Annotated in this window: 25 protein-coding genes and 1 tRNA gene; 18 read left to right on the plus strand and 8 right to left on the minus strand. The window is 57.5% G+C overall.

The window, feature by feature from the left end:
• Positions 1-15 precede the first annotated feature (15 nt).
• The 3 genes from J1C54_RS07370 to J1C54_RS07380 all read left to right on the plus strand — a co-directional run bounded on the left by J1C54_RS07370 (position 16) and on the right by J1C54_RS07380 (position 3,518).
• Positions 16-1,215, plus strand: coding sequence for a VCBS repeat-containing protein (locus tag J1C54_RS07370; protein WP_229146141.1), 1,200 nt, complete (start codon positions 16-18; stop codon positions 1,213-1,215).
• A gap of 74 nt (positions 1,216-1,289) precedes the next feature.
• Positions 1,290-2,471 (plus strand): nucleotide disphospho-sugar-binding domain-containing protein, encoded by a 1,182-nt coding sequence (locus tag J1C54_RS07375; RefSeq protein WP_229146142.1) that lies wholly within the window; start codon positions 1,290-1,292, stop codon positions 2,469-2,471.
• Positions 2,472-2,498: 27 nt separating this feature from the next.
• A complete protein-coding gene (locus tag J1C54_RS07380; RefSeq protein ID WP_229146143.1) occupies positions 2,499-3,518 on the plus strand; it encodes a radical SAM/SPASM domain-containing protein in 1,020 nt (339 codons plus the stop codon).
• A gap of 12 nt (positions 3,519-3,530) precedes the next feature.
• On the opposite strand, the gene J1C54_RS07385 is transcribed toward J1C54_RS07380, so the two are convergent.
• Complete coding sequence (locus J1C54_RS07385) at positions 3,531-4,508, minus strand: nitronate monooxygenase family protein (RefSeq protein ID WP_229146144.1); 978 nt, start codon at positions 4,506-4,508, stop codon at positions 3,531-3,533.
• A 244-nt stretch (positions 4,509-4,752) separates the two neighbouring features.
• Here J1C54_RS07385 and J1C54_RS07390 point away from each other — a divergent pair, with 244 nt between their 5' ends.
• Positions 4,753-5,127 carry a DUF6746 family protein gene (locus J1C54_RS07390; protein ID WP_229146145.1) on the plus strand — a complete coding sequence of 125 codons (375 nt, stop codon included), beginning with the start codon at positions 4,753-4,755 and terminating at the stop codon, positions 5,125-5,127.
• 47 nt (positions 5,128-5,174) lie between these two features.
• On the opposite strand, the gene J1C54_RS07395 is transcribed toward J1C54_RS07390, so the two are convergent.
• The 3 genes from J1C54_RS07395 to J1C54_RS07405 all read right to left on the minus strand — a co-directional run bounded on the left by J1C54_RS07395 (position 5,175) and on the right by J1C54_RS07405 (position 7,681).
• A complete protein-coding gene (locus tag J1C54_RS07395; RefSeq protein ID WP_229146146.1) occupies positions 5,175-6,083 on the minus strand; it encodes a haloalkane dehalogenase in 909 nt (302 codons plus the stop codon).
• A gap of 30 nt (positions 6,084-6,113) precedes the next feature.
• Positions 6,114-6,707 carry a TetR/AcrR family transcriptional regulator gene (locus J1C54_RS07400; RefSeq protein WP_229146147.1) on the minus strand — a complete coding sequence of 198 codons (594 nt, stop codon included), beginning with the start codon at positions 6,705-6,707 and terminating at the stop codon, positions 6,114-6,116.
• 80 nt (positions 6,708-6,787) lie between these two features.
• On the minus strand, positions 6,788-7,681 hold the full coding sequence (locus J1C54_RS07405; protein ID WP_229146148.1) for a DMT family transporter: 894 nt from the start codon (positions 7,679-7,681) through the stop codon (positions 6,788-6,790).
• A gap of 226 nt (positions 7,682-7,907) precedes the next feature.
• Here J1C54_RS07405 and J1C54_RS07410 point away from each other — a divergent pair, with 226 nt between their 5' ends.
• The 4 genes from J1C54_RS07410 to J1C54_RS07425 are packed head-to-tail and all read left to right on the plus strand — an operon-like array spanning position 7,908 to position 11,213.
• Positions 7,908-9,146 carry a multifunctional CCA addition/repair protein gene (locus J1C54_RS07410; protein WP_229146149.1) on the plus strand — a complete coding sequence of 413 codons (1,239 nt, stop codon included), beginning with the start codon at positions 7,908-7,910 and terminating at the stop codon, positions 9,144-9,146.
• Positions 9,125-9,862 (plus strand): pteridine reductase, encoded by a 738-nt coding sequence (locus tag J1C54_RS07415; protein WP_229146150.1) that lies wholly within the window; start codon positions 9,125-9,127, stop codon positions 9,860-9,862. The genes J1C54_RS07410 and J1C54_RS07415 overlap by 22 nt, the downstream gene beginning before the upstream one ends.
• A gap of 2 nt (positions 9,863-9,864) precedes the next feature.
• A complete protein-coding gene (locus J1C54_RS07420) occupies positions 9,865-10,311 on the plus strand; it encodes a DUF4124 domain-containing protein (RefSeq protein WP_229146151.1) in 447 nt (148 codons plus the stop codon).
• Positions 10,284-11,213, plus strand: coding sequence for a DUF4124 domain-containing protein (locus J1C54_RS07425; protein WP_229146152.1), 930 nt, complete (start codon positions 10,284-10,286; stop codon positions 11,211-11,213). Before J1C54_RS07420 ends, J1C54_RS07425 begins: the two co-directional genes overlap by 28 nt.
• A 13-nt stretch (positions 11,214-11,226) precedes the next feature.
• Here the strand turns inward: J1C54_RS07425 and folK are convergent, their stop codons facing one another.
• Positions 11,227-11,718: a 2-amino-4-hydroxy-6-hydroxymethyldihydropteridine diphosphokinase gene (gene folK, locus J1C54_RS07430; protein ID WP_229146153.1), complete on the minus strand. Its 492-nt coding sequence runs from the start codon at positions 11,716-11,718 to the stop codon at positions 11,227-11,229.
• Complete coding sequence (folB, locus tag J1C54_RS07435; protein WP_229146154.1) at positions 11,715-12,074, minus strand: dihydroneopterin aldolase; 360 nt, start codon at positions 12,072-12,074, stop codon at positions 11,715-11,717. Before folB ends, folK begins: the two co-directional genes overlap by 4 nt.
• Before the next feature lie 167 nt (positions 12,075-12,241).
• Here folB and plsY point away from each other — a divergent pair, with 167 nt between their 5' ends.
• The 5 genes from plsY to J1C54_RS07460 all read left to right on the plus strand — a co-directional run bounded on the left by plsY (position 12,242) and on the right by J1C54_RS07460 (position 16,414).
• Entirely contained in the window at positions 12,242-12,868 is a 627-nt protein-coding gene (plsY, locus tag J1C54_RS07440) for a glycerol-3-phosphate 1-O-acyltransferase PlsY (RefSeq protein WP_229146155.1), read from the plus strand.
• Between the two features lie 12 nt (positions 12,869-12,880).
• Positions 12,881-13,780, plus strand: a complete 900-nt coding sequence (locus J1C54_RS07445) for a LysR substrate-binding domain-containing protein (RefSeq protein WP_229146156.1) — start codon at positions 12,881-12,883, stop codon at positions 13,778-13,780.
• An 87-nt stretch (positions 13,781-13,867) separates the two neighbouring features.
• Positions 13,868-14,347, plus strand: coding sequence for a hypothetical protein (locus J1C54_RS07450; RefSeq protein WP_229146157.1), 480 nt, complete (start codon positions 13,868-13,870; stop codon positions 14,345-14,347).
• Position 14,348: 1 nt separating this feature from the next.
• The gene (locus J1C54_RS16715) at positions 14,349-15,809 is read left to right on the plus strand and encodes a GMC oxidoreductase (RefSeq protein ID WP_229146158.1); all 1,461 of its coding nucleotides are present in this window, start codon (positions 14,349-14,351) and stop codon (positions 15,807-15,809) included.
• On the plus strand, positions 15,806-16,414 hold the full coding sequence (locus J1C54_RS07460) for a carboxymuconolactone decarboxylase family protein (protein ID WP_229146159.1): 609 nt from the start codon (positions 15,806-15,808) through the stop codon (positions 16,412-16,414). The genes J1C54_RS16715 and J1C54_RS07460 overlap by 4 nt, the downstream gene beginning before the upstream one ends.
• 28 nt (positions 16,415-16,442) lie before the next feature.
• On the opposite strand, the gene tsaD is transcribed toward J1C54_RS07460, so the two are convergent.
• Positions 16,443-17,489, minus strand: coding sequence for a tRNA (adenosine(37)-N6)-threonylcarbamoyltransferase complex transferase subunit TsaD (gene tsaD / locus J1C54_RS07465; protein WP_229146160.1), 1,047 nt, complete (start codon positions 17,487-17,489; stop codon positions 16,443-16,445).
• Positions 17,490-17,680: 191 nt separating this feature from the next.
• Between tsaD and rpsU the strand changes: the two genes are divergently transcribed.
• The 5 genes from rpsU to J1C54_RS07490 all read left to right on the plus strand — a co-directional run bounded on the left by rpsU (position 17,681) and on the right by J1C54_RS07490 (position 22,674).
• Complete coding sequence (gene rpsU / locus J1C54_RS07470; protein ID WP_229146161.1) at positions 17,681-17,896, plus strand: 30S ribosomal protein S21; 216 nt, start codon at positions 17,681-17,683, stop codon at positions 17,894-17,896.
• 17 nt (positions 17,897-17,913) lie between these two features.
• Entirely contained in the window at positions 17,914-18,360 is a 447-nt protein-coding gene (locus tag J1C54_RS07475) for a GatB/YqeY domain-containing protein (protein ID WP_229146162.1), read from the plus strand.
• A 252-nt stretch (positions 18,361-18,612) separates the two neighbouring features.
• Positions 18,613-20,511 (plus strand): DNA primase, encoded by a 1,899-nt coding sequence (dnaG, locus tag J1C54_RS07480; RefSeq protein ID WP_229146163.1) that lies wholly within the window; start codon positions 18,613-18,615, stop codon positions 20,509-20,511.
• Positions 20,512-20,644: 133 nt separating this feature from the next.
• Positions 20,645-22,546, plus strand: coding sequence for an RNA polymerase sigma factor RpoD (rpoD, locus tag J1C54_RS07485; RefSeq protein ID WP_229146164.1), 1,902 nt, complete (start codon positions 20,645-20,647; stop codon positions 22,544-22,546).
• Positions 22,547-22,597: 51 nt separating this feature from the next.
• Positions 22,598-22,674, plus strand: a tRNA-Ile gene (locus J1C54_RS07490).
• Positions 22,675-22,681: 7 nt separating this feature from the next.
• Here J1C54_RS07490 and J1C54_RS07495 read toward each other — a convergent pair.
• The gene (locus J1C54_RS07495; protein WP_229146165.1) at positions 22,682-23,398 is read right to left on the minus strand and encodes a sulfotransferase family 2 domain-containing protein; all 717 of its coding nucleotides are present in this window, start codon (positions 23,396-23,398) and stop codon (positions 22,682-22,684) included.
• Between the last annotated feature and the right edge of the window lie 106 nt (positions 23,399-23,504).

Raw genomic sequence — 23,504 nt, forward strand, 5'->3', positions numbered from 1 at the left:
CAAAAGGATTCCCACATGAAGCAATTTCAACGCAAGCGCCTGGCTCAAGCCGTTGCCGCCAGTCTGGCCATCGGCGGAGCCTCTCTGGCCTACGCAAATTTTGTCGAAGTCACCGAAAACAACCCTTTCAGCGCCATCACCTCTACTGGTTCTCTCCCATCTCTGGTGATGATGGACCTTGATAATGACGGCGATCTGGATGCAGTGCTCTTCCACCAAACTCAGGACGACTCCTTCCCCTACAGCAATTACGGTAACACCAGCGTTTGGGAAAATACCGGTTCCGCCTCTGAGGCCGCATTTACCCAAGTTTCTGATACCGAATACGGCGGCTACGGCACCGGCGACAACATTACCGTTAACCCGTTCGCTGGCGACTACAACAGCTATTACGGTCATCCGGTATCCGCTGCCGATGTGGACGGCGACGGCGATCTGGACTTTCTGGGCGGCCAGGAGAACACCTACTCGTCCACTCAGGTGACTTTTGGTCGGGTTAATACGGATTCTTACGGCGTAGTGACCGGTGTTGACGTATACGAGACCTACGAGAGCGGCAATGACGGTTATGGCAACTTTGACAACTCGTTTTACGGCGTGACTCTTGCCCCCACCGCCGCCGCATACGGCATGGCGTCATCCATCGCCGCTGGCGATCTGGATAACGACACTGACGTTGACCTGATTGTTGTTGATGCAGGCACACTGCGCCAGTACAGAAACGACGGCACGAGTGCTTACGGCGTATTCCAGTTCAATGAGGTTATCGGTGACAACTTCCCGTTGGGCCTCACCTCTCCTTATTACGGAGCCCCGATCGTACTGCACGATGTCGATGATGACGGCGATCTGGATCTGGTAATGGGCACTGTCGACGCAGCGCCGCTGCGAGTGTTCGTCAATGAAGGCTCTGCCTCCACGGCCGACTTCGTCGAGCTGGAAAACACCTCTGGCAGCATCGACGTGACCTCTGGCGGCTGGGCCTCACCGAGCTTTGCTGACGTGAATGGCGATGGCCGTGCAGACCTGATTGTTGCCGAACTGTCCTCCCCCATCATAATGGAAGCCTCAGCTACCAGAGTGATCACTGATGAGCAGGAAATTCGCGTATTCCTCAATAAGAAAGACTCAAGCAGCAACAATGACTTCCTTGGCAGTCTTGGCGGTGCCTCACTACTGGCTGGCCTGATGTTGCTATTCAGACGTCGGAAGTAATTCTCTTCGGGCAGTACTAGCACCTGCAAAGCGCCCTCCCTCGTGAGGGCGCTTTGCATTTTCAGAGAGAGCACATGGCACACTGGGTAATCGGTTGGGAGTTAGGGCACGGCATGGGCCATATCATGCCGCTACGCATGCTGGCCCTAGAGCTGCTACGGCGCGGCCATAAGCTAACCTTTATCGTTCGTGATGTTGCTGTTGCCCAGCGAGCCCTGAATGAACTGCCAGTGGTGTGGTTGCAGGCTCCACAGGTTCGCTACCAGCCCTGGGAGCTGACTCGCACCGACTGCTACTCGCAACTACTTGGCAATATCGGTTTCAACAATCCGACCAGGCTCACCGCGACCGTGCGTGGCTGGATTGATTTGCTCGCCCCACTTAAAGCGGATGCCGCACTACTGGAGTTCGCTCCCTCCGCCATGGTGGCCTGTGACCTTCTCAGTATTCCCTTTGCTCTGCAGGGCAACGGCTTCTTCTGCCCCCCGGCGGTAAATGAAGGCTTTGGCATCATGCAAAGCAAAATGCCAGCCGCGGCCAGACTGGCAGAGGACGCCGCACTACTGGATAGCGTCAATCAAGTTATTCAAGCACAGCATGGCACGCCCCTTGCGCATATAAGCGATCTGTATGGCAAAGCCCGTCATACGGTGCTAACCACCTTCGCCGAACTGGATCATTTTCAGCGGCCGGCTGGCCCGCATTTCAGTGGCGTCTGGGTGCCGGAGCAGCAGAAACAGGCAGACTGGCCAAAGGGGAAGGGCAAGCGCATTTTTGCCTACCTGAACACGCGCCCGGGCGTGGAAAAAGTACTGACCATGCTGTCTCGTTCCGGCATGCCGACCCTGATCCATTGCGCCGGACTGGAGAAGCAGCACCAGCAGCGGTTCACCAGTGATAGCTGCCAGTTCCTTGATGGACTGGTTGATTTACGCGCACTGGCTGAACAGGCAGACCTGGGTGTATTCCATGGCAACCACTCCACCACTGCTCTGTTCCTACTGGCAGGCACACCGACACTACAATTACCGCTGTATATGGAGCAGTTGATGTTCGCCCGCTGCGTCAAAGCACTTGGCGCGGGCGAGCTGATTACTCTGGATCGCCCGGAGCGAATTGCTCAGGCGCTTGACGCCATGACACTTAACCCTGCCTATACAGCTGCAGCACAAGCATTTGCCAGTCAATATGCTGGCTTTGACCAGAACGTTGAAATAGAGCACGCAGCCAGCGCTCTTGAAGGCGCCATGCAATAGAGCATCCTCTCTTGCTCAGGAGTCACCATGGAAGTCCGCTTTGCCCAGATTGAACCTACCACCCGCTGCAACTACACCTGCGGATTCTGCGTCGGCCGACATATGCCCCAGCAGGACATAGCACTGGATACCTTTCGCAGCTTTATCAATCAGGTGGAAGGTTTGCAGGCACTGGAACTACAGGGTGAAGGTGAGCCTCTTCTACACCCTCAATTCTTTGACATGATCGCACTGGCGCGGGACAAGTTTCCGCAGCTGGAAGTTTCCATGATCACTAATGGCTCGATGTTTACCCAGGAAAACATTCAACAGATTCTTGATCATGGCGTAGCACGCATATTTGTATCGCTTGAATCGGCAAAAGATCAGGACTTTCAGCGCATACGTGGCGGCAAGCTGGATCGAGTTCGGCGCGGCATTCGCCACTTGATCGCTGCACGTAATGAGCGAAATATGCAGACTCCATTGATCGGCCTCTCTGTCACCGTTTTACGCAGCACCGCAGGCGAGCTGGAAGCAGGAATTCCAGCATTCTACAAAGAGCTCTCTCTGGATGGCGGCATCAACATCCAGGCACTGCAGACCATGCCCCAATACCAGGCCATCTACGACCACAGCATGAAGGAAGAAATTGTCGACCGGGAGGCAGGCAATATTGCCCAGCGAGCAATCTCCTCTAGCGAGCTACTGCATGAAGCACTCAACGATCGTCAAAACAAGAATCATATCGGCTTCTATGAGCGGCTGTATCAAAGCGTGGATATGCGCTTTCAGTGCCCCTGGCTGATCAATGGCGCCTACCTGTCTACCGACGGGAAAATGGTGGCCTGCTGCCACATTAAGAATTATGACCATCACTCTTTGGGCAACGTCTGTGATGGAATTGAATCAATCAAAGCTCAACGGGAAACAATGCAGGAAGACCTAAATCGGGGGAATATTCCACAGGCTTGTTCCGGCTGCATAATCGCAAAGACCATCGCAAAAAACTCGCTCAAGGCCATAAGCCTGATACAAACAGGGGGCGATAAACGCCCCCTCGCTTAACCGTCTGGCCCATCAATCAAGGAAGGCCATCATGCGATTGCGAATAGTGTCCTGACACTCGCGGATGATTTCACGAACCAACTCATCACAGCTTGGAACACTGTGAATCAAGCCCTGCACCATGCCAGACGTCCAGACACCATAGTCAATGTCGCCCTCAGTCAGCGCCACCTTGCCTTTGACGCCAGCAACCATATCGCGGATCAGCTCGAACTGCATATTCGCTCCCTGTTCGCGCTCAATCTCATTTACCTTCTGCGCTATCTTGTTCTTGTAAACACGGGCGGTATTTTTCAAGGGCCGATAAACCAGCGCGGTATCCAGCTCACTGGCCTCAACGATGGCACGCTTGATATTTTCATGCACCGGCGCTTCCTTGGTGGCGAGGAAACGAGTGCCCATATTAATGCCGTCAGCTCCCAGCGCCATGCAGGCAGCCATCTGCGCACCAGTGCCGATACCACCCGAAGCCAGCATGGGAATTTTCAGCACAGCCGCTGCCGCCGGCAACAACACCAGGTTGGGGATGTCATCTTCACCCGGGTGACCGGCACACTCAAACCCATCGACGCTCACTGCAGCAACACCTACCTTCTCTGCTTTCAGTGCATGACGAACCGAGGTGCACTTATGAACGACCTTGACACCGTACTGATTAAACACCGGCAGGAACGGCTCCGGATTACGACCGGCCGTTTCAACCACCTTGATGCCAGACTCGCAGATCACCCGAGCATACTCTTCGTAGGGCACTGGCTTAATCGTCGGCAGGATGGTCAGGTTGACTCCAAACGGCTTGTCGGTCATTTCACGGCAGCGTTTGATTTCTTTTTCCAGATCTTCCGGGGTGGGTTGGCTCAGGCCAGTGATGATGCCCAGCCCACCGGCGTTGGAAACAGCCGCTGCTAACTCGGCAAAACCGACATTCTGCATGCCGCCCTGAACGATTGGATACTGGATGCCCAGCAATTCGGTAATACGGGTTTTCATCAACTTCTCCTGCAAATTGCCGCCGCTAGCCGGAGGCGGGATGCAGTCATTATTCATGGCCTGCCTGGACGGGCAATGACAGGTTCAGTCAGCAGAAAGGTTCCTGAGGCTAATCAGGATTGATAAATTTACAACACAGTCAAAGGGCACTGATGTTGGAGCCCTCAGAGCAGATCAGAGCATTCATTGACATAGTTATTGAGAATCATTATCGTTTTGACATCCTCTTACTCAGGAACACACTATGCTGATTATCCGTACCTCCGCCCTGCTTACCGCCAGCCTACTGCTGTCTTCTCCGTCGCTTGCGGATGATCCCACTGACCACTTCAAGGGCAAGCCATCACCCACCCTCACTGAGGCGATGACAAACTTCACCGAGTACAACAAAAAACTGGAAGCGCTGCTGGCGCAGGACGAACTTTCAGCAAAAGACATGCACGAAATCCATGTGCTGACCTACACGCTGGAAAATGCACTGCAGAAAATCGACGACTCAGTCGATGAGCTGGAAGAAATGCTGGAAGACGTGCACAAAGGTTCCGAGCATGCCGACCCAGATAAAGTTAAGAAACAGGGCAAGGGCTATCTTGAGCTTTCCCGCGAACTGATGCGCTAACACCCGACTCCCGTCGCCAATATGAACAGGCGACGGGAGGCATTCCGTCAGCGAGTGGCGGCGATAAAGTCAATCGTCACCTTGGCCAACGCCTCTCCCTGATCCTCCTGCAGGAAGTGACCACCGTTCTCAATGGTGGTGTGCGGCTGGCCTTCACAGCCTGGAATCAGCTTGCGGATCACCGGAGCGGCCGCCGCAGTAATCGGATCCTTGTCGCTGAAAGCAGTCAGGAATGGCTTGTCGAACTTGAACAGCACTTCCCAGGCCTTGCGGTTGGCGGCGGTGGCCGGGTTGTCCGGGGTAGTGGGCACCAGCGCCGGGAACTGGCGGGCGCCTTCCTTGTAGGACTCATCCGGAAAAGGTGCATCGTAGGCAGCCACCACCTCTGCGCTTAACGGCGTCGCGCAGCCGGACTGGATAATCTTGCCGGTGGCAAACACCGGGGTCTCCTGAGAAAACTTCTGCCAGGCCAAAAACGCCGGGCCGGGATCGTGATCACCGGTGGGCAGCATGGTGTTAGCCGCCACCGCGCGGGCAAAACGCTCCGGGTGCTCGGCCAGCAAACGCAAACCAATCAACCCACCCCAGTCCTGACAGACCAGCGTAATGTCGGTCAGATCCAGTTGCGTGAGAATGTTACTGGTCCAGTCAACATGGCGCTGGTAGGTGTAATCGGTGCGCTTTGACGGTTTATCGGAACGACCGAAGCCGATCAGGTCCGGAGCAATCACGCGATGGCCGGCGGCCACCAGCAGCGGAATCATTTTCCGGTACAGATAGCACCAGGTCGGCTCACCATGCATCAGCAATACCGGCGCTGCATCGCGGGGACCCTCATCAAGGTAGTGCATGCGCAGCTCGCCACCCTCGGTGTCATCCACCATCAGGTAGTGTGGCGCAAAATCGTAACCGGGAAGATTCTGGAAATGTTCGTCAGGGGTGCGCAGCGCTTGCATGGTCAATACTCCTTTTTATTGTCATCAGATTCAGTGCTTTTGTATGGGAAGGGCCGCCATGACCCCGTCCACTAGTTCGGACAGGCGGGCGTGATCAGGATGGATGGTGCTATCCACCAGCACACCCTGCAGACATAGCAGCAGATGTCGGGCCCAGCGACGGCAGTCGCAGTCGGCACGCAGTTGGCCTGCCTGCGCGGCACGTTGCAGGCAATCGGCAAAGGCGTCTTCGAGCAATGCGAGGCCACGATCCAGTTGCGCCCGCACCGCGAGATCCGTGGCGGATTTTTCCAGCGCGGTATTGGCCAGCAGGCAGGCCATCGGTGGCCGCTGCTCGCTGATGTAGTCGTAGGTGGAATCGAAAAACCGGCGTAACCCGGCCAGTGCATCCTCGGCGCGCAGATAGCGATCGATGCGCCACTGCACCACCTTGGCGATGTAGTGGTCGAGGACGCTGGCAAACAACGCCTCCTTGGAATCAAAGCGGTTGTACAGGCTGGACGCAGTCAGGCCGGTGGCCTGCTCCAGATGACGGACGCTGGTGCCGGCAAAGCCGTTCTGCCAGAACACCAGCATGGCGCGGGTCAGCACATCAGATTGGCGAAATCGGGGCGGTCTAGCCATGCTTGGTCCATTTTGTAACGATTGCTACAAAATGAACTCGGCAAGCCTCATGGTCAAGGCCTGTCAGGCCAAAAACTGACTCAATGCCCCACGGCCCCCACCAGCGCTGCCCTGGTACGACGATCACCAAGGAAGTACAGCGCCAGCCCGAACATAATCACTAGCGCCCCGACAATCACATTCAGTCCCGGCTGTTCGCCGTTGAACAGGGCGCCGAGTAGCAGCGCCAGCACCGGCGTCATCAGGGTAATTAGCGCTACCGTGGCGGCGGACAGGCTGGCCAGAACCTTGAAGTAGCAGACGAAGCCAATCAGCGAGCCGCACAGGGCCAGATACAGCACTGCCCAGACGCCATGCATTGCCTCGCCAACGGTAAAGCTCTCGCCCATAACGAACCACAGCCCCCAGAAACAAGGCAGGCTGATAATCAGCGACCCCAGCGTTTGTGGCAGCGGCCCGAGCCCGGCGGCAACCTGCTTCACGGCAATGCCACTGACACTGAACCCGGTCACCGCGCCGAGCAGTAACAGGATGCCGATCAACTGATTGCCACCCTGCAGGGCATCGGCAAACACCAACGCCAGACCACCGACACCGGTGACACAGCCGGCCCAGTGCCAGAGATTCAGACGCACCGGATTAGGCAACAGCTGCAGCATGAAGCCGGACAGCAATGGCGCCAGCCCGAACATCACCGAGATCAGCCCCGAGGCCACATACACCGATGCCAGATAACTCAGCGACATGGCGCCAAACACGCCCGGCAGCGCCGCCGCGTAACTCTTGATTGCCAACCGATCCCAGCGCAGACGCTGGCCCAGCAGCCACAACCACGGCAGACCGACAGCCACCGCCAGCATCATGCGCAGCATCACGGCGGTCACCGGCATAAAGGTTTCCGCACTCCATTTGATAGCAAGCGGTGTGGTGGCCCAAACCAGTACAACGATCAGATAGGCGAGCCCGACAGGCACGGTTTTTCTCCTTGGTATGGGCAGCGGGCACCGGGCACAAAAAAAGCCGCAGGTGCTTTACGCTGCGGCTTTGGTTGAATTCAGTACTATGAATCAGACAGCCGGCAGCGCTCCCCCACACCAGGCGCGGGCGACTCGCATTGCAACTTTCAGCATTGGTTGTTTGCGGCTGCTCTTCATCGTGCGAACATCATCTGCATTCAGTCCGGCACAGGCAAGTCACAAATTGAAAAATTATCTGGTGGGGGGAGCCGTGCGCGATCAGCTGCTCGGCCTCAAGGTCACGGAAAAGGACTGGGTGGTGGTCGGCGCCACGCCGGAACAGATGCTGTCCCAAGGGTTTACTCCCGTGGGCAAGGATTTCCCGGTGTTCATTCACCCGCGTAGCGGCGAGGAATATGCCCTTGCCCGCACCGAGCGAAAGGCTGGTCATGGCTATCACGGCTTTACCTTCAATGCGTCCCCTGAGGTAACGCTGGAAGAGGATCTGCTGCGCCGCGACCTGACCATCAACGCCATGGCCCGCGAACCGGGCGGCCCACTGATTGACCCCCATGGTGGCTTGCGCGATCTTAAAGGACGCTGGCTACGCCACGTTTCCGAAGCCTTTGCTGAAGACCCTCTGCGGGTACTTCGAGTGGCCCGCTTTGCTGCCCGCTACCACTGGCTTGGCTTTCGTGTCGCCGAAGAAACGCTAACACTAATGCGCCAACTCAGTGACAGTGGCGAACTGGCTCACCTGACTGCCGAACGGGTCTGGAAAGAGACGGAGAAGGGCCTGATGGAGCAGGACCCGCAGATTTACTTTGCCGTACTGGAACAGTGCGGGGCACTGCAGGTTTTGCTACCAGAACTGGCACGACTACGTGGTGTGCCACAACCCGCTGCCCACCATCCTGAAATCGACACACTGGAGCATCAGTATCTTGCCCTGAAACAAACGGCGCTCATGGGGCTGCCATTGACGGCACGTTTCGCAGTGCTGGTGCACGATCTTGGCAAGGGCTTAACAGAGCCCGCCGAGTGGCCGCGGCATATCGCCCACGAGGAACGCAGTGCCGGGCTCGCAGAGCAGGTTGCCACTCGACTCAGGGCGCCCAACGAGTGCCGTGATATTGGCGTATTAGTGGCCCGTTTCCACACCCACTGTCACCGGGCACTGGAACTGAAAGCAGAAACGGTATGGAAGCTGTTCAAGGCTCTAGATGCCGTACGCCGGCCGCAGCGACTGGAATTATTTCTCGGTGCCTGCGAAGCCGATGCCCGCGGCCGACTTGGTTTTGCCGAACGGGACTACCCACAGGCGGATTACCTGCGTCGCGCCGCTGAAGCGGTAGGTAACGTTGATATCAATGCAATACGGGCACAAGGTTTTACTGGACCGCAATTAGGCGAGGCAATCGACAAAGCCCGTATTCATTTACTGAAGGAGCTCAAGCAGACATGGCTAACCCTGTCGCCCTGATTACCGGCGCTGCCAGACGGCTCGGCGCAGAAACTGCCCGTAAACTCCATCAGCGCGGCATGCATCTAATCATTCACTATCGCAATAGCGCCGGTGAAGCGGATGCACTGGTCGAAGAGCTGAATCAGATACGCCCGCAATCGGCCTGCGCCCTGCAGGCCGATCTGGATAGTCCCGATCAGGTGCGCGCCCTTGCCAACACAGCCGTCCAGAAATGGGGGCGACTGGATTTACTGGTCAACAATGCTTCATCTTTCTATCCAACCCCAATGGGCAGCAGCACCGATGAGGATTGGACCAGGCTGATAAATAGTAACCTGCGCGCCCCATACATCCTCACCGAGTCGCTGGCCCCGATTCTGGCGGAACACAAGGGCTGCATCATTAACATTATTGACGTCTATGCAGAAAAGCCGCTGGCCCAGCACACCCTCTACTGTATGGCCAAGGCCGGTCTTGCCATGCTAACCCGCAGCAGCGCCCGCGAGCTGGGCCCGGATGTGCGGGTCAACGGTGTATCGCCGGGCCCTATCCTGTGGCCGGAACAGGGTCAGGACAACCAGTCGTCAATTATTGCTGCCACAGCGCTCAAGCGCTGTGGCGCCCCCACCGACATTGCCGCTATGGTTACCTTTCTGGCGCTGGATGCACCCTATGTCACCGGGCAGATTGTTGCGGTGGACGGCGGCCGCTCGTTGGGATTTCAAGGAGGATGATCATGCTTCGACTCGTTGCTCTGCTGGCACTGCTGCCGGCTAGTATGTCAATAGCGCAGGACCTGTATCGCTGGACCGACGAAGATGGTCGTGTCCATTTCGGTGATCGTCCTCCTGAAGACCGTGCGCCGGAGCAATTACAGCTCAAACCCCAACCACTGCTTGGTCAGGACGATGAAGTGCGGCAACGGTTCGAGCGGCTAGAGCGGCTGCGCAGTGGCGAAGAGCAAAAACAACAAGAAGAAGAGCGCTTGCGCCAGGAAGAGGCCAAGCAGCGTAGACAAAAAATGGCGCCGCTTTGTGCCCAGGCGAAACGGGATCTGAAAGCCTTGAGCGGGCGAGTCGTGTATGTCGACGAGGATGGCGAGGGTCGCGACGTGTCTCTTGAGCAAGTCGCCGCTGACCGGAAAAAGGTGAGTCAATGGATTGCCGAAAACTGCACAGAATAGCTATTGCACTGGTGCTGCTAAGCCCACTGGCACAGGCCGGTGTTTATCAATGGCGAGACGAACAGGGACGCCTGCACTTTTCCGACAAGCCACCCATAAATGATGACAGCGCTTCCCTGTATGCCACCGCAGAACCTGAGAGCCGGTCAGGTGTTGTGGAGTTCCAGCGCGTCGACTTCAATCTTAGTGAAGCCGCAGAGCAGCAGGTACGGGAAGGGCTCAATGCCATACTGTCGCTCTATACCGGCACTCTGGGCCTGGATGTACGCGGCGATGTCTCGGTAAAACTCTCTCTGATCGAAAGCAAACAAGAGTTTGATCGCTGGCTGAGCGCGCGAACCGGCGAGCCTGTCGGTGGTTTAGTCAGTGGCGTGTACGTTACCGCCACCAAAGAAGTGGCGGTTTGGAACTGGGCCAGCGAAGAGCGAGTGGTACAAACCATTTTGCACGAGTCCAGCCACGTTATTCTGGCCCAACTGGCGCCCCGAGCGCCGAGCTGGATCCATGAAGGCATGGCCCAATATGTGCAAATGCTTCAACAGCGTAACAATGCCATTGAGATAGCCCCCTATCCGGCAGCAGCCGCACGGATTCGCAACTGGGTAGAAGGTGGCGAATTAGTTAGCCTGCGCAGCTATCTGAACCTGCCGGAACAACGCTGGCGGGAAATGGCTCACAATATGGATGCCATTCCCTACAGCATTGCCTGGGGCATGGTGTACTTCATGATGTCATCACCGATCGGCCAGCAAACTCTGCGCCGGATACTGCATGACATGGAAAAAAGCGGCCAATGGCCCACAGCAGACGCAATTGATGCTCGCTACCCTGGCGGCCTGGTGAAAATGGACTATGATTTTTTCCGCTGGGCCCAGTCAGAAATGACCGCCCATCGTTATTAATCGACAAAAAAACTCAGGGCCAAATAAACGGAACCTGCCACAGTGATTGGGCAGAAAAATCCTTGCCCGCCAAAAGCGCTGTATAGGAACTACCACGCACCGGATGCAATTCAGCCGGGGCGATATCTGCCAGCGGCTTCAATACAAAAGCATGCTTGAGAATTTCATCACGGGGTAACTCAACGCCATCAATCAGACCGACCCTGTCCCCGTAGGTAAGAATGTCGATATCCAGTGTCCGGCTGGCAAACTTTTTCTCGCCCCGAGTGCGCCCATGATCGGCCTCGATAGCACGCAGCAGGGACGACAAATCACCCACCGCCAGATCCGTATCAATGGCCACCACCAGATTGAGAAACGGCTCGCCATCAAAGCCAACTGCGGCACTCTCGTATACCGGGCTCAAGATCAACTGAGAAAAATGCTGCGCCAGCGCATCTAGCCCGGAACGAATATTGCGCTCACGGTCGATATTGGAACCAAAGCTCAGGTAAACCCGTGTCATGCCTGTTTGTCACCCCGTTCAATAATAATCCCGACGTCCTGCGAGCCACGCAGAGCACCGGGCTTGGATACCCGCAATCGCAACCAGGGCACTGAAAACTCTTGCACAACAATCTCGGCGACGCGCTCCGCCAGAGTCTCAACAAGCTGGAACTCGGAGGCTTCGATAAAGCCAATCAGCCTCTTACCGACAGCCTTGTAATCAAGCGCATCATCAATATGGTCACTGGCCGCCGCGCGGCGGATATCGGTGGCCATCTCCAGGTCCAGACTAACGGTCTGGCGGATACGACGCTCCCAGTCAAAAATGCCAATCACCGTTGCCACTTTCAGGTCACGGATATAAACGATGTCCATAATATGCCTCGTTGCGGGGTCAGGGTCTGAGCAGTCTGGCCGCAGCCACGTCAGGATTTAGCGAAGAGAGTGCCATCATGCACGCATCCTTCATTACATACGGGGCTGTTCAGCCGCGGTCAGTTCAGGCAGTCTCTGTGACGCCGAGGGACGGAGGATTATAGCCGGTGGATTTCGCCACATTACAGGATCATGGGCTTATTACTGCCCTGTTATGCATCGCTGCCTATCTGGGCGGCTCCATTTCCAGTGCCATTCTGGTCTGCCAGCTGTTCGGCTTGCCGGATCCACGTACTCAGGGCTCCAATAATCCCGGCGCCACCAATGTATTGCGACTGGGCGGCAAACCCGCAGCGGCACTAACACTGGCCGGAGACGTTCTGAAGGGAGTGATTCCGGTTCTGGCAGCGCTCTACTGGCTGGAGCTACCCGTGCTGATTGCCGCCCTGACTGGCTGGTTTGCCTTTCTGGGCCACCTTTTCCCGGTATTTTTCCGCTTTCAGGGAGGCAAAGGCGTGGCCACCGCCTTTGGCCTGCTGTTTGCCCTGCACTGGCCCACCGGCCTGCTAACCGGCGGAATCTGGCTATGCCTGTTTGCCCTCCTCAGAATTTCCTCACTGGCATCCATGGTTGCCTTTGTCGTTATGCCCGCGGTTATTGCCTTCTGGCTGCCCGCAGCGTTCTGGCCCATGGTGCTGCTTAGTGTGGTGCTGATCGGCCGGCATCACGCCAATATCCGCAAATTGCTGTCCGGCGAGGAGCTCGGCTTTGGCAAACCGAAACCGCGTCAATAGTGGATCTGGCGCATGAAGCGGCCGTTATCGTCATTGAATCTGCTGCGCACCTTTGAGGTCGCCGGGCGCCATCTCAGCTTTACCCTCGCGGCGGACGAACTGTGCATCACCCCTTCTGCAGTCAGCCAGCAAATGCGCAAACTGGAAGAAGATTTGGGCGTTGCCCTGTTCGAGCGCCAACCGCGCGGGCTCATCCTGAGCGAGTCCGGCGAACGCTACTGGCGAGATATCCAGCAGCACCTCGATGGCATTGATCGCAGTACCCGCGCCCTCACCCGGCAATCCAGTCGCACTCTGCGTGTTAGCCTGATGCCGCCGCTGGCCAGCCGCATCGTGCTGCCACGATTAACCGATTTCCAGCAAAGACATCCTGATATTGAGCTGCGCCTTGATGCCAGCCTGCGTTATGCCGATCTCGGCAAACAGGATATTGATCTGGCCATTCGCTTCGGCCAGCCGCCCTGGCCCGGCTGCGTGCACGAGAAACTGCTCGACCTGTATGTGCTGCCAGTGTGCCCGCCAGCAATGGCTTCCGAGCACGACCTTTCCCATCACCCGGAGCGATTGGCGCAACTGCCGCTGATTCAGATGACCGAACGGGCCGATAGCTGGACACGGTTTTTTGCCATGTCCGGGCTCGGCAAGCCCTGTTCTGACAAGCAGTTTTTCGTGGATGACTACCCGGCGGCCATTGAGGCGGCGGAAACTGTGGGAGTCGCACTGGCGATTCTGCCGCTGGAGCAACCTCTACTGGATAGCAAGCGGCTAGCCGCCCCATGGCCCGCCCTGGGGCCACTGCCGGAGTCGGTCTATGCAGTGATGCGAGAGGACCAGGCCGAGCGCACTGACATCCAGACTTTTCTCAACTGGCTAAAGACCCAGCTCGACAGTCTGCCCGCAGCGGTTAAGTAAAACTTAACCGAGTCGTAAAAAGCATCGTTTGTCGCCCTGTACGTTTGCCTTGATGATGCCGGACATCCAACTTGTGGAGCTGCCGGCATGACCCAGATTTCCCTTACCACTCCCATTCAGCTCAGTGACTGGCGCGATCAGGAACTGGCTGACCTTTTCGCCACCCTGCCAGTCGGCGCAGCACCATCAGGACACCTGCATGGAAAGCTGTTTGCTGTCCATGGCCTCACCTTTCTGCCCCGCCCGCTAGCCCGGGGGCTTTATGCCCTGCTATCTACCCCACTTAATCCGTGGCGCGGCAAGTCTTTCAGCAATGACAAAGGCAGTAATCATTTGCTGTGGCTGAACGGCCCGGCACTGGGCCATTACCACATCAGCCAGCAAACCGGCGCCGACGGGCAGCACTCTCTGTGGTTGGACTACAACGTCGAACGCAACCCGGCGCTACTGCGCCGTATCCGCGGCGAGGCACGGCAGCTACGCAAGGATCAGTGGCTGTGCCGCATGCTGTGGCAAACCGATCGCGGACAGACAACCCTGCTGTGGTTCACCTTGCAAGGAGAGTAATGTGGTTGCCGAAAAGCACGACATCATTGTTATCGGCAGCGGCTTTGGCGGTGCCACCACCGCGGCAAAACTGGTTTCCGCCGGCGCCAAGGTGACTTTACTGGAGCGTGGTCCATGGCGTGACACGGATGCTATCCGCGCCGCCAACATCAGTGCACGGGCGCCACTACCAGCGGGAAAGAGTTTTTTCAGCCATGCGCTACGAAGGGTTTCTGCAAGCTGGCTGCCCGGCGGACAGATAAACCTGCATGGTGATGGCCTGTTTGATCTGCATTACGACAGCCAGCTCAGCATGATCTGCAGCAGTGGTGTTGGCGGCGGCTCCCATGTTTATTCCGCCATGAATGTGCGCCCGGCAGAAGACTACTGGGATGGACATCATGATGCCCTGTCAGGCACCACAATTGCCGCGCACTACGACTGGATTCTGGAAAAAATGGGCAGCCGCACAGTGGCCAGCAGCGACGCACTGGTGCCGAACAGCATCATCACCGACAGCCGCCGCCCAACATGGATGAACGTCGCCGGTGTGCGCCAGCCGGAAATGGGATTCCGGTTTGCTCGGGGGCGATTCAGCAACAACAGTTTTTTCGGCAGTCAGGACAACAGCAAAGTATCACTGGACGAGCGCCTGCTGCTGCCGCTGCTTGAGCGCGGGCTGAGCGTACGGGACCGCCACGAAGTGATGGATATCTGCCAAACCGATCAAGGCTTCCGCCTCACCGTTAAGGACAATCAACACAACCGTATCCGCACCCTGCTGGCAGGACGCGTGGTGCTGGCCGCCGGCACACTTAACACGCTACGACTGCTATTTTCCAGCCGCGCCCACGGCAGCCTTAACGGCATGCCGGCACTCGGCCAACGTATCGGCGGCAACGGTGATGTACCGGCCTACTGGCCATGCAACGAAACCGGGCGGGACTATTCCACTGGCACACCCTGTCACGGTCGTTTTACTCTGCAAGATAACCATACTGACCTGACTCGCTATGGCCTGAACGGTGTCGACCGGATTCCCATGCCATCCTCATTGCGGGCAAGACTGAAGCGAGACCTGGTACTAGTCGGCATGGGCGCCGATCAGGGAGATGGCACGGCCAGCTGGCAAGGGAGCCGACTGAAACTGAATTACCCGCAACGCAACAGCTCCGTGCTGGCAGATATCTATACCGCCTTTGACCGAATCAGCTCACTGAGCGGCAAGAAAGTATATTTTCTTCGCGATCGACCAATCACCGTGCATCCATTTGGTGGCGCACGCCTTGGCCAGAGTACGGCCGACAGCGTGATTAACGCATGCGGGGAAGTACACGACATCCCGGGACTGTTTATCGCCGATGGCAGCGCACTGCCAGCTGCGCCGGGTGTACCGCCCTCGATGACCATTGCCGCCTGGGCAGGTCATATTGCAGCACAGCTTATTTCCTCGTCACCGTCAACACATCAGGAGGTCGCATGAGCGACATTCAAGCAGCCGTATTTCGCAAACGTACTTTTACCCTGCCGCTACTGGGCCGATCTCTGGCAGCTGCGGGCATCACCATGCCGATTCTCATCCATGCCCTGATTCGCCCCTCGTTGTCCCCGGCTTTGCGCGAGGAAATTATGCTCGCCGTGACAAGCGTTAATGATTGCCGCTATTGCAGCTGGGTGCACACAGGGCTGGCGCTGGAAAATGGTGTTGATATGGACTCCCTGAATGCGCTGCTTGGCCGCGATCTTGGCAGCGACCCTGGCAGCGTTGAAGAGCGAGAAGCAGTGGCCATTCTTTTCGGAAAACATTTTGCCGATAGCGTGCGCCATCCATCCAAAGTAGCTCGAGACAAACTGCAGCAGCATTTCAATGCCGGCGAGCGACGGGAAATCATGGCCTATATCCATGCCATCTATTTTGCCAACCTGACCGGCAACAGTGCGGACGCCGTGCTGGCGCGGCTACGCGGCCAAAAAACCGAGGGCAATTTGCTGGTGGAACTGATCGCTGCGTTGCTTGGCGCTCCGGTACTGGGAGCAATTTGGCTAAACAGTCGCCGCTCTGGCAAACCGGTTATGGCGGAGCTGTAATACTTGAACAGACCAGCTGCAGAGGCCGTCAGCCGATGGTGCCCTGCGGAGGCTGCAACTCTGCTAATGGCCAGCGCGGCCGCACGCTGATTGCCAGGCTTTCAGCATGTTCGCCGGCGGCCATACGCAGCGCCCCCGCGAAGGCAATCATGGCGCCGTTATCAGTGCAGTATTCCTGCCGCGGATAAAACACTCGCACATTTTTTTCGCCCAGCGCTTGTGCAAGGCGCGCACGCAGCCGTTTGTTAGCACTGACGCCACCGGCCATCACCAGCGTTTTCTGACCGGTTTGCTCCATGGCACGACGGCATTTGATCACCAGCGTTTCTACCACCGCCTCTTCAAAGGCGCGGGCGATATCCGCCATATCCTGATCACTGAGTTTGCCGTCGGCATCACGGCAGCGGCTCATGGTGTTCATGGCAAAAGTTTTTAATCCGGAAAAACTGAAATCCAGGCCAGGCCGGTCAGTCATCGGGCGCGGGAAGGTGAAACGGGCCGGTTTGCCCTTTTCAGCCAGCGCAGCAATGCGCGGGCCGCCGGGATAGCCGAGCCCCATCATCTTGGCGACCTTATCAAAGGCTTCGCCAGCAGCATCATCGACGGACTCGCCCAACGGGATATATTGACCCAGCGACTTCGCCTCCAGCAGCAGGGTATGGCCGCCACTGACCAGCAAGGCGACAAACGGGAACTGTGGCCCACCCTCCTCCAGCAGCGGCGCCAGCAAATGACCTTCCATATGGTGTACCGGCAGCGCCGGCACTCCCCAGCCAAAGGCCAGCGCTCTGGCAGTGGAGGCACCCACCAGCAGGGCTCCGGCAAGACCTGGACCTGCGGTGTAGGCCACCCCATCAATATCTTCTGGCTGACAGCCAGCCTCCTCAAGCACTTGCCGGATCAATGGCAACACCCGGCGCACATGGTCACGACTGGCCAGCTCTGGCACTACCCCTCCGTACAGGGCGTGCAACTCCACCTGACTGAACAGGGCCTGACCGAGCAGGCCCTTATCGGTGTGATACAGGGCGATGCCGGTCTCGTCACAGCTGGTTTCAATGCCAAGAATGATCATGATCGAGGGTAATACCTGCCATGGCACAAGGGTGGGGGGAGCAAGGATAGCCGGGATTGGCAGTCGCTCACAGCAAATCGGACCATTTCTGCTGTTTGCAATCCGTCAAGGCTCGGGTAGAATGCGCGCCTCTTTGTCGGTACCCGGTGGTATCGGCCCGTATTCAAGTACCCTCTGGAAGGTGATTGCGCATGCCGCAAGTGAAAGTTAAAGAAGGCGAGCCGTTTGACGTTGCACTGCGTCGTTTCAAGCGTTCCTGCGAGAAGGCCGGTGTTCTGGCTGAAGTACGTCGCCGCGAGTTTTACGAAAAGCCGACCCAAGAGCGCAAGCGCAAAGCTGCTGCCGCTGTAAAGCGTCACCAGAAGAAGCTGCAGCGCGAACAGCTTAACCGCAAGCGTCTGTACTGATCCTTCGAGGAGAGGCCGTGAGCGCCCTCAAAGATCAGCTGACCAACGCGATGAAAGAGGCCATGCGGGCCAAGGATCAGCACCGGCTGACCGTAATCCGCATGGCTTTGGCGTCTCTGAAGCAAGTGGAAGTCGACGAGCGCATTGAGCTAGACGACGCCCGCGTGCTGGCCATCCTCGATAAGCAGATCAAGCAGCGCATCGACGCCAGCACCCAGTTCCGTGATGCCGGCCGCACCGATCTTTCCGACAAGGAAGATATCGAAGCGGCCATTTTGCGCGAATTTATGCCCGCCGCCCTGTCCCAGGACGAGATCAACAGCGCCATTGACGCAGCCATCGCCCAGGTTGGCGAAACCGGCATGCAGGCCATGGGCAAAGTGATGGCCATCCTCAAACCGCAACTGCAGGGCCGGGCTGATCTTGGCGCTGTCAGCGGTCAGGTCAAACAGCGGTTAGTCTGAACACCCTCCCTTTTTACGGTGTCGCAGTGATCTTCTACGGTCTTTGCCGTGATCCTGTCCTTCCGGGACACGCCGTGAATACATCCCTGTAGGCTCCTCTCAGACATCCATGTCTTCGAGGGTCCCGGAAGGACAGAATCACGGCAAAGACCTCGCATCGTGCAACTTTCATGTCCGCAAGAAGCGGGATGCGAGCCCAACCAGAAGCTTCTTCGGTTACACTGCCGCTTCGATCACCACACCCGACACCCCATGGCCCGGATACCGGAAAATTTTGTTCAAGATCTACTCGCCCGTACCGACGTGGTGGAGCTGATCAATGCCCGGGTGCCGCTGAAAAAAGCCGGCCGAAACTGGATGGCCTGCTGCCCGTTTCATCAAGAGAAATCCCCATCCTTCACCGTTGCCCCGGACAAGCAGTTCTATTACTGCTTCGGCTGTGGCGCCACCGGCAATGCGGTGGGTTTCCTGATGGAATACGAGCGCCTTTCATTCCCGGAAGCCGTCAAACAGCTGGCCGACAAAGCCGGACTTGAAGTCCCCCGGGAAGATGACAACCGGCCACAACAAAGCGCTGCCCAGAAAAGCGCGCTGCAACAAATGTACGACCTGCTGGCCCGCGCCGATCTGTTTTTCCGGCAACAGCTGAAAAGCGCGCCGGAGCGCACAGTCGCTGTCGACTACCTGAAAGGGCGCGGCCTCAGCGGTGAAGTAGCAGCCCGTTACGGAGTGGGCTTTGCCCCGCCCGGCTTCGACAACCTGATGAGCGCCCTGTCACTGGACCAAAGCGGCCTGCAGCGGGCTGAAGAGGCCGGCCTGCTGGTACGTCGCGAGGACACGGGCCGGGTCTACGACAAATTCCGCGACCGCATAATGTTCCCCATCCGCGATGCCCGCGGCCGCACCATCGGCTTTGGTGGCCGGGTGCTGGGCGATGGCAAGCCGAAATACCTGAACTCCCCGGAAACCCCGGTATTCCATAAAGGTCGAGAGCTCTACGGCCTGTGGGAGTGGCGCCAGAGTCGCGACAAGCACAATCAGTTATTCGTGGTTGAAGGCTATATGGATGTCATCGCTCTGGCTCAGCACGGCATCCCCAATGCGGTTGCCACCCTGGGCACCGCCACCAGTGGTGAGCATGCAGAGAAGCTGTTCAAACAGGTGGACGAAGTGGTGTTCTGCTTTGACGGCGATGAAGCCGGCCGGCGCGCCGCCTGGCGGGCTCTGGAGAACACCCTGCCGGTACTGGAAGACGGCAAGCAGGCCCGCTTCCTGTTTCTGCCCGATGGCGAAGACCCGGACACATTGGTGCGCCAGCAAGGGCGCGAAGCCCTGCTGGCTCTGGCCGCGGACGCCCCCGGCCTGGCCGAATACCTGTTCAACCATTTGTCTGAAGGCCTCAATATCAGCAGCGTAGACGGCCGCGCCCGGCTGGCGCGGCTGGCGCTACCGCTGATTCGCCTGCCCCGCGGCGAGTTCTACCGCAGCCTGCTGCGCAAGGAGCTGGCCAGCCTGACACGACTGGATGAGGCGGAGCTGGCCATACTGGCCAGCGACCCGGAGCCAACGCCACCAAGCGCCCCAAACACGCCCCCACAACAAGCTCATATGCCACCGGATTATGATGGCCCGCCACCATGGCTGGATGCAGAACCCGCGTATCCCGATACCGGCACAGCCCCTCATCGGCGTCAACCGCAGCGCAGTGCAGCGCCCTCCAGGCGGCTACGCCTTTCACTGGTGGAGCGCCTGCTACTGATTTTGGTTCAGCATCCGCAGATACTGAGTGAGTGCCCCCTGCCACCGGGCGTCGAAGAGCTGGAAGAGACACAGATGGACGTTCTCATTCAGGTCATCGACCTGCTTACAGAACAACCAGAAATGCCCGGCCCGGCACTGCTGGGCGCGCTGATGGCAATGGATCAGGGCGAATTGATCGCCGAAGTGATGCGCCAATCCGAGCAGGTGCCGGCGGACGAAGCCGCCGCCCTGAATGACTGGCGTGGCGGCGTTACCGAGCTGGAAATCCGCTGGCTGGAGCAATCTCTGGATCGGGCCCGCCATGCCGAGAGCCCGGATATCCACCTGCTGGCAAAACTCAGCACCCAGCTGGCCGCCGCCCGCCAACACCAGCGCCGCCGCCTCGACTGACCATTACGCAGCTGTGGCTGGCGAGCAGAGGCAAAGCAGCCTATAATGCGCGGTTTCTCAGCACCCTGAGGGGAACGACAGTCGCGCCCCGTGGTCAGTGCTGTCATCCCCCTCGTTCTCACAGGCATAATTCATGGCAACCGAGAAAGAGCAGCAACAATCCCAGCTCAAGCTGTTGATCACCCTTGGCAAGGAACAGGGCTACCTGACCTACGCCGAGGTGAATGACCACCTGCCGGATTCGATTACCGATACGGATCAGGTCGAAGACATCATCCAGATGATCAACGACATGGGCATCCCGGTAGTCGAAAAGGCTTCCGATGCCGAACAGCTGCTGATGGACGAAAGTCCAGACAGCGGCGATGAAGTGGCCGCCGAGGAAGCCGCCGCCGTACTTGCCGCAGTAGAGAATGAACCAGGCCGGACCACCGACCCGGTGCGTATGTATATGCGCGAGATGGGCACGGTCGAACTGCTCACCCGTGAAGGCGAAATCGAAATTGCCAAACGTATCGAAGAAGGCATCCGCGAAGTTATGCACGCGGCAGCTTTCTGGCCCGGCGTTATCGAAACTGTTGTCGCCGAGTTCGACCGAGTTGCCACAGAAGAGCGGCGCCTGTCGGATATCATTGCCGGCTATCTTGATCCCAACGATGATGGCGCCGCTGCCGTAACCACCGGCAATCACAACGGCAGCAATAACCGTGACGAACCATCCTTTGCGGCAAAGGCAAAAGCGAAAGCTGCTGGCGAAGAAACGGACGATGACGACTCAGATAGCGATGACGATTCGGACGAAGATGATGGCAGCCTGGATCCGGTATTGGCGGCCGAGCGCTTCAACGAGCTGAAGAGCCGCTTCGAAAAACTTCAGAAGTCCCTGAAGCGCAATGGCCGCGACCACAACAGTAGCGCCAAAGCTCTTGAGTCTCTGGCCGAGCATTTCACCCTGTTCAAGCTGGTTCCAAGGATTTATGACGACCTGCTACGTCAAGTCCGCACCTCCCTCGATATGATTCGCAAGTTGGAAAAAGAAATTATGCTGGCCGCGGTAAAGCGTGGTCGTATGCCGCGAGCTGACTTCATATCTACCTTCCCCGGCAATGAGTCCAACTTGTCCTGGGTTGACGAAGTAACCAGCAGCAAAAAATCCAAGGCTTGGGCAGATAGCCTGAAAGCCGTGCGCGAAGATATCGCACGAGCTCAGCGCCGCGTGCAGCAATTGGAAGAAAAATTTGGCATGCCGGTTTCCGAAATCAAGGAAATCAACCGACGCGTATCCATTGGCGAGGCCAAAGCGCGTCGCGCCAAGAAAGAAATGGTCGAAGCCAACCTGCGTCTGGTTATCTCGATTGCCAAAAAATACACCAACCGTGGCCTGCAGTTCCTCGACCTGATTCAGGAGGGCAACATCGGCCTGATGAAAGCGGTAGATAAATTCGAGTACCGTCGCGGTTACAAGTTCTCAACCTATGCCACCTGGTGGATTCGTCAGGCAATCACCCGTTCGATTGCTGATCAGGCCCGCACCATCCGTATCCCGGTACACATGATCGAGACAATCAACAAGATCAATCGGGTGCAGCGTCAGATGCTGCAGGAAATGGGCCGAGAGCCCACTCCGGAAGAACTGGGCGTGCGCCTGGAAATGCCGGAAGACAAGGTTCGCAAGGTGCTGAAAATCGCCAAAGAGCCGATCTCCATGGAAACGCCAATTGGCGATGATGAAGACTCGAGCCTGGGTGATTTCATCGAGGACGGCACCATCGAGTCGCCCATTGACCGAGCCACCATGATTGGCCTGGAAGAAGCGACCCGTGAAGTGCTGGCCAACCTGACCGGCCGGGAAGCGAAAGTGCTGCGCATGCGTTTCGGCATCGATATGAATACCGATCACACCCTGGAAGAAGTCGGCAAGCAGTTCGACGTCACCCGTGAGCGGATCCGTCAGATCGAAGCCAAGGCGCTGCGTAAGCTGCGTCATCCGTCACGCTCGGAGCACCTGCGCAGCTTCCTCGACGGTGACAACTAAGTTCCTCTGAGGTAAAAACAGCACCGGTCCGCTCGGGCCGGTGTTTCTTTCGGGCCTATAGCTCAATTGGTTAGAGCAGCGGACTCATAATCCGTTGGTTGCAGGTTCAAGTCCTGCTGGGCCCACCAAATCCTGTTAAGGCGCTTTGTAGCCGAACTCAGCGATGTCGTCTTTGCACACCCTCTGAATCAGCTCAATTCCCTCATCAAAATCGGCGAATAACTCTTTAGCCCCTGCATTCTTCGGGCGGTGGCCTTTCTTCGCACCGAACGAGCGAAACTCATCGGGCAGCGTTGCGGGGAGACCTAGCTTCTCGGCGAGAGTCGTCAAGTCTTCCTGAAGATGCTCGAATCGAACCATAAACTCTGTCACCGGCTTGCCATCAATCTCGGTGCGTTTGCGATTGCGGCCCAACGCCTCGGGATCCTTGAACAAAAAGCTGCGAAACTCCGCAAGGTCCAGATCCTCACGATGACGATTACGCCAGAAAAAGCGACTTACGGCGCGATCAAAAGGGCTCCGCACAATCGAGAACTTGAAGTAGCTTTGCCAAACATCTGCCGGCACCTGATCGCGAATATCCTTTGCCCATATATGGTTAAAGAACTTGCTGACAGGCTGCCGCTTTCTGATGCGAGTCACGTAATCACCAAAGGAGTACTCAGCAATCGGCTTAAGATAATGCTGCGGACCACGATAACCCAGGGATCGCCGCACCTCCTCATCCACCGAGCTGATGGGGGTGATGATATCCTCTTCGCCACAGTACTTTGAAAGGGCTATTTCAAGACTAGTACCTGCTGTCTTACAGGTCTTGATAAAAATGAACTTGTGCTTGTGTGACAGAATCACGCCCGATACCCCTCTCCCCGCAGAGAACTGATTCTAGGCATAGCCGCAGATATTGTAAAACCAATACCAATGGACGGCCGCAAAGCAGTGGCAACGATGTAAAGCG

The organism is Alcanivorax sp. 1008 (assembly GCF_020667895.1).
Classification (GTDB): domain Bacteria; phylum Pseudomonadota; class Gammaproteobacteria; order Pseudomonadales; family Alcanivoracaceae; genus PGZG01.

Excerpts from the sequence above, each read along its gene's own strand:
- J1C54_RS07445 (WP_229146156.1), top strand. The coding sequence starts at position 12,881 with ATGAAGCGGCCGTTATCGTCATTGAATCTGCTGCGCACCTTTGAGGTC.
- tsaD (WP_229146160.1), bottom strand. The coding sequence starts at position 17,489 with ATGATCATTCTTGGCATTGAAACCAGCTGTGACGAGACCGGCATCGCC.
- J1C54_RS07460 (WP_229146159.1), top strand. The coding sequence starts at position 15,806 with ATGAGCGACATTCAAGCAGCCGTATTTCGCAAACGTACTTTTACCCTG.
- rpoD (WP_229146164.1), top strand. The coding sequence starts at position 20,645 with ATGGCAACCGAGAAAGAGCAGCAACAATCCCAGCTCAAGCTGTTGATC.
- folK (WP_229146153.1), bottom strand. The coding sequence starts at position 11,718 with ATGACACGGGTTTACCTGAGCTTTGGTTCCAATATCGACCGTGAGCGC.
- rpsU (WP_229146161.1), top strand. The coding sequence starts at position 17,681 with ATGCCGCAAGTGAAAGTTAAAGAAGGCGAGCCGTTTGACGTTGCACTG.
- dnaG (WP_229146163.1), top strand. The coding sequence starts at position 18,613 with ATGGCCCGGATACCGGAAAATTTTGTTCAAGATCTACTCGCCCGTACC.
- J1C54_RS07400 (WP_229146147.1), bottom strand. The coding sequence starts at position 6,707 with ATGGCTAGACCGCCCCGATTTCGCCAATCTGATGTGCTGACCCGCGCC.
- folB (WP_229146154.1), bottom strand. The coding sequence starts at position 12,074 with ATGGACATCGTTTATATCCGTGACCTGAAAGTGGCAACGGTGATTGGC.
- J1C54_RS07450 (WP_229146157.1), top strand. The coding sequence starts at position 13,868 with ATGACCCAGATTTCCCTTACCACTCCCATTCAGCTCAGTGACTGGCGC.
- J1C54_RS07420 (WP_229146151.1), top strand. The coding sequence starts at position 9,865 with ATGCTTCGACTCGTTGCTCTGCTGGCACTGCTGCCGGCTAGTATGTCA.
- J1C54_RS07370 (WP_229146141.1), top strand. The coding sequence starts at position 16 with ATGAAGCAATTTCAACGCAAGCGCCTGGCTCAAGCCGTTGCCGCCAGT.
- J1C54_RS07380 (WP_229146143.1), top strand. The coding sequence starts at position 2,499 with ATGGAAGTCCGCTTTGCCCAGATTGAACCTACCACCCGCTGCAACTAC.
- J1C54_RS07415 (WP_229146150.1), top strand. The coding sequence starts at position 9,125 with ATGGCTAACCCTGTCGCCCTGATTACCGGCGCTGCCAGACGGCTCGGC.
- J1C54_RS07390 (WP_229146145.1), top strand. The coding sequence starts at position 4,753 with ATGCTGATTATCCGTACCTCCGCCCTGCTTACCGCCAGCCTACTGCTG.
- J1C54_RS07375 (WP_229146142.1), top strand. The coding sequence starts at position 1,290 with ATGGCACACTGGGTAATCGGTTGGGAGTTAGGGCACGGCATGGGCCAT.
- J1C54_RS07385 (WP_229146144.1), bottom strand. The coding sequence starts at position 4,508 with ATGAAAACCCGTATTACCGAATTGCTGGGCATCCAGTATCCAATCGTT.
- J1C54_RS07395 (WP_229146146.1), bottom strand. The coding sequence starts at position 6,083 with ATGCAAGCGCTGCGCACCCCTGACGAACATTTCCAGAATCTTCCCGGT.
- J1C54_RS07425 (WP_229146152.1), top strand. The coding sequence starts at position 10,284 with ATGGATTGCCGAAAACTGCACAGAATAGCTATTGCACTGGTGCTGCTA.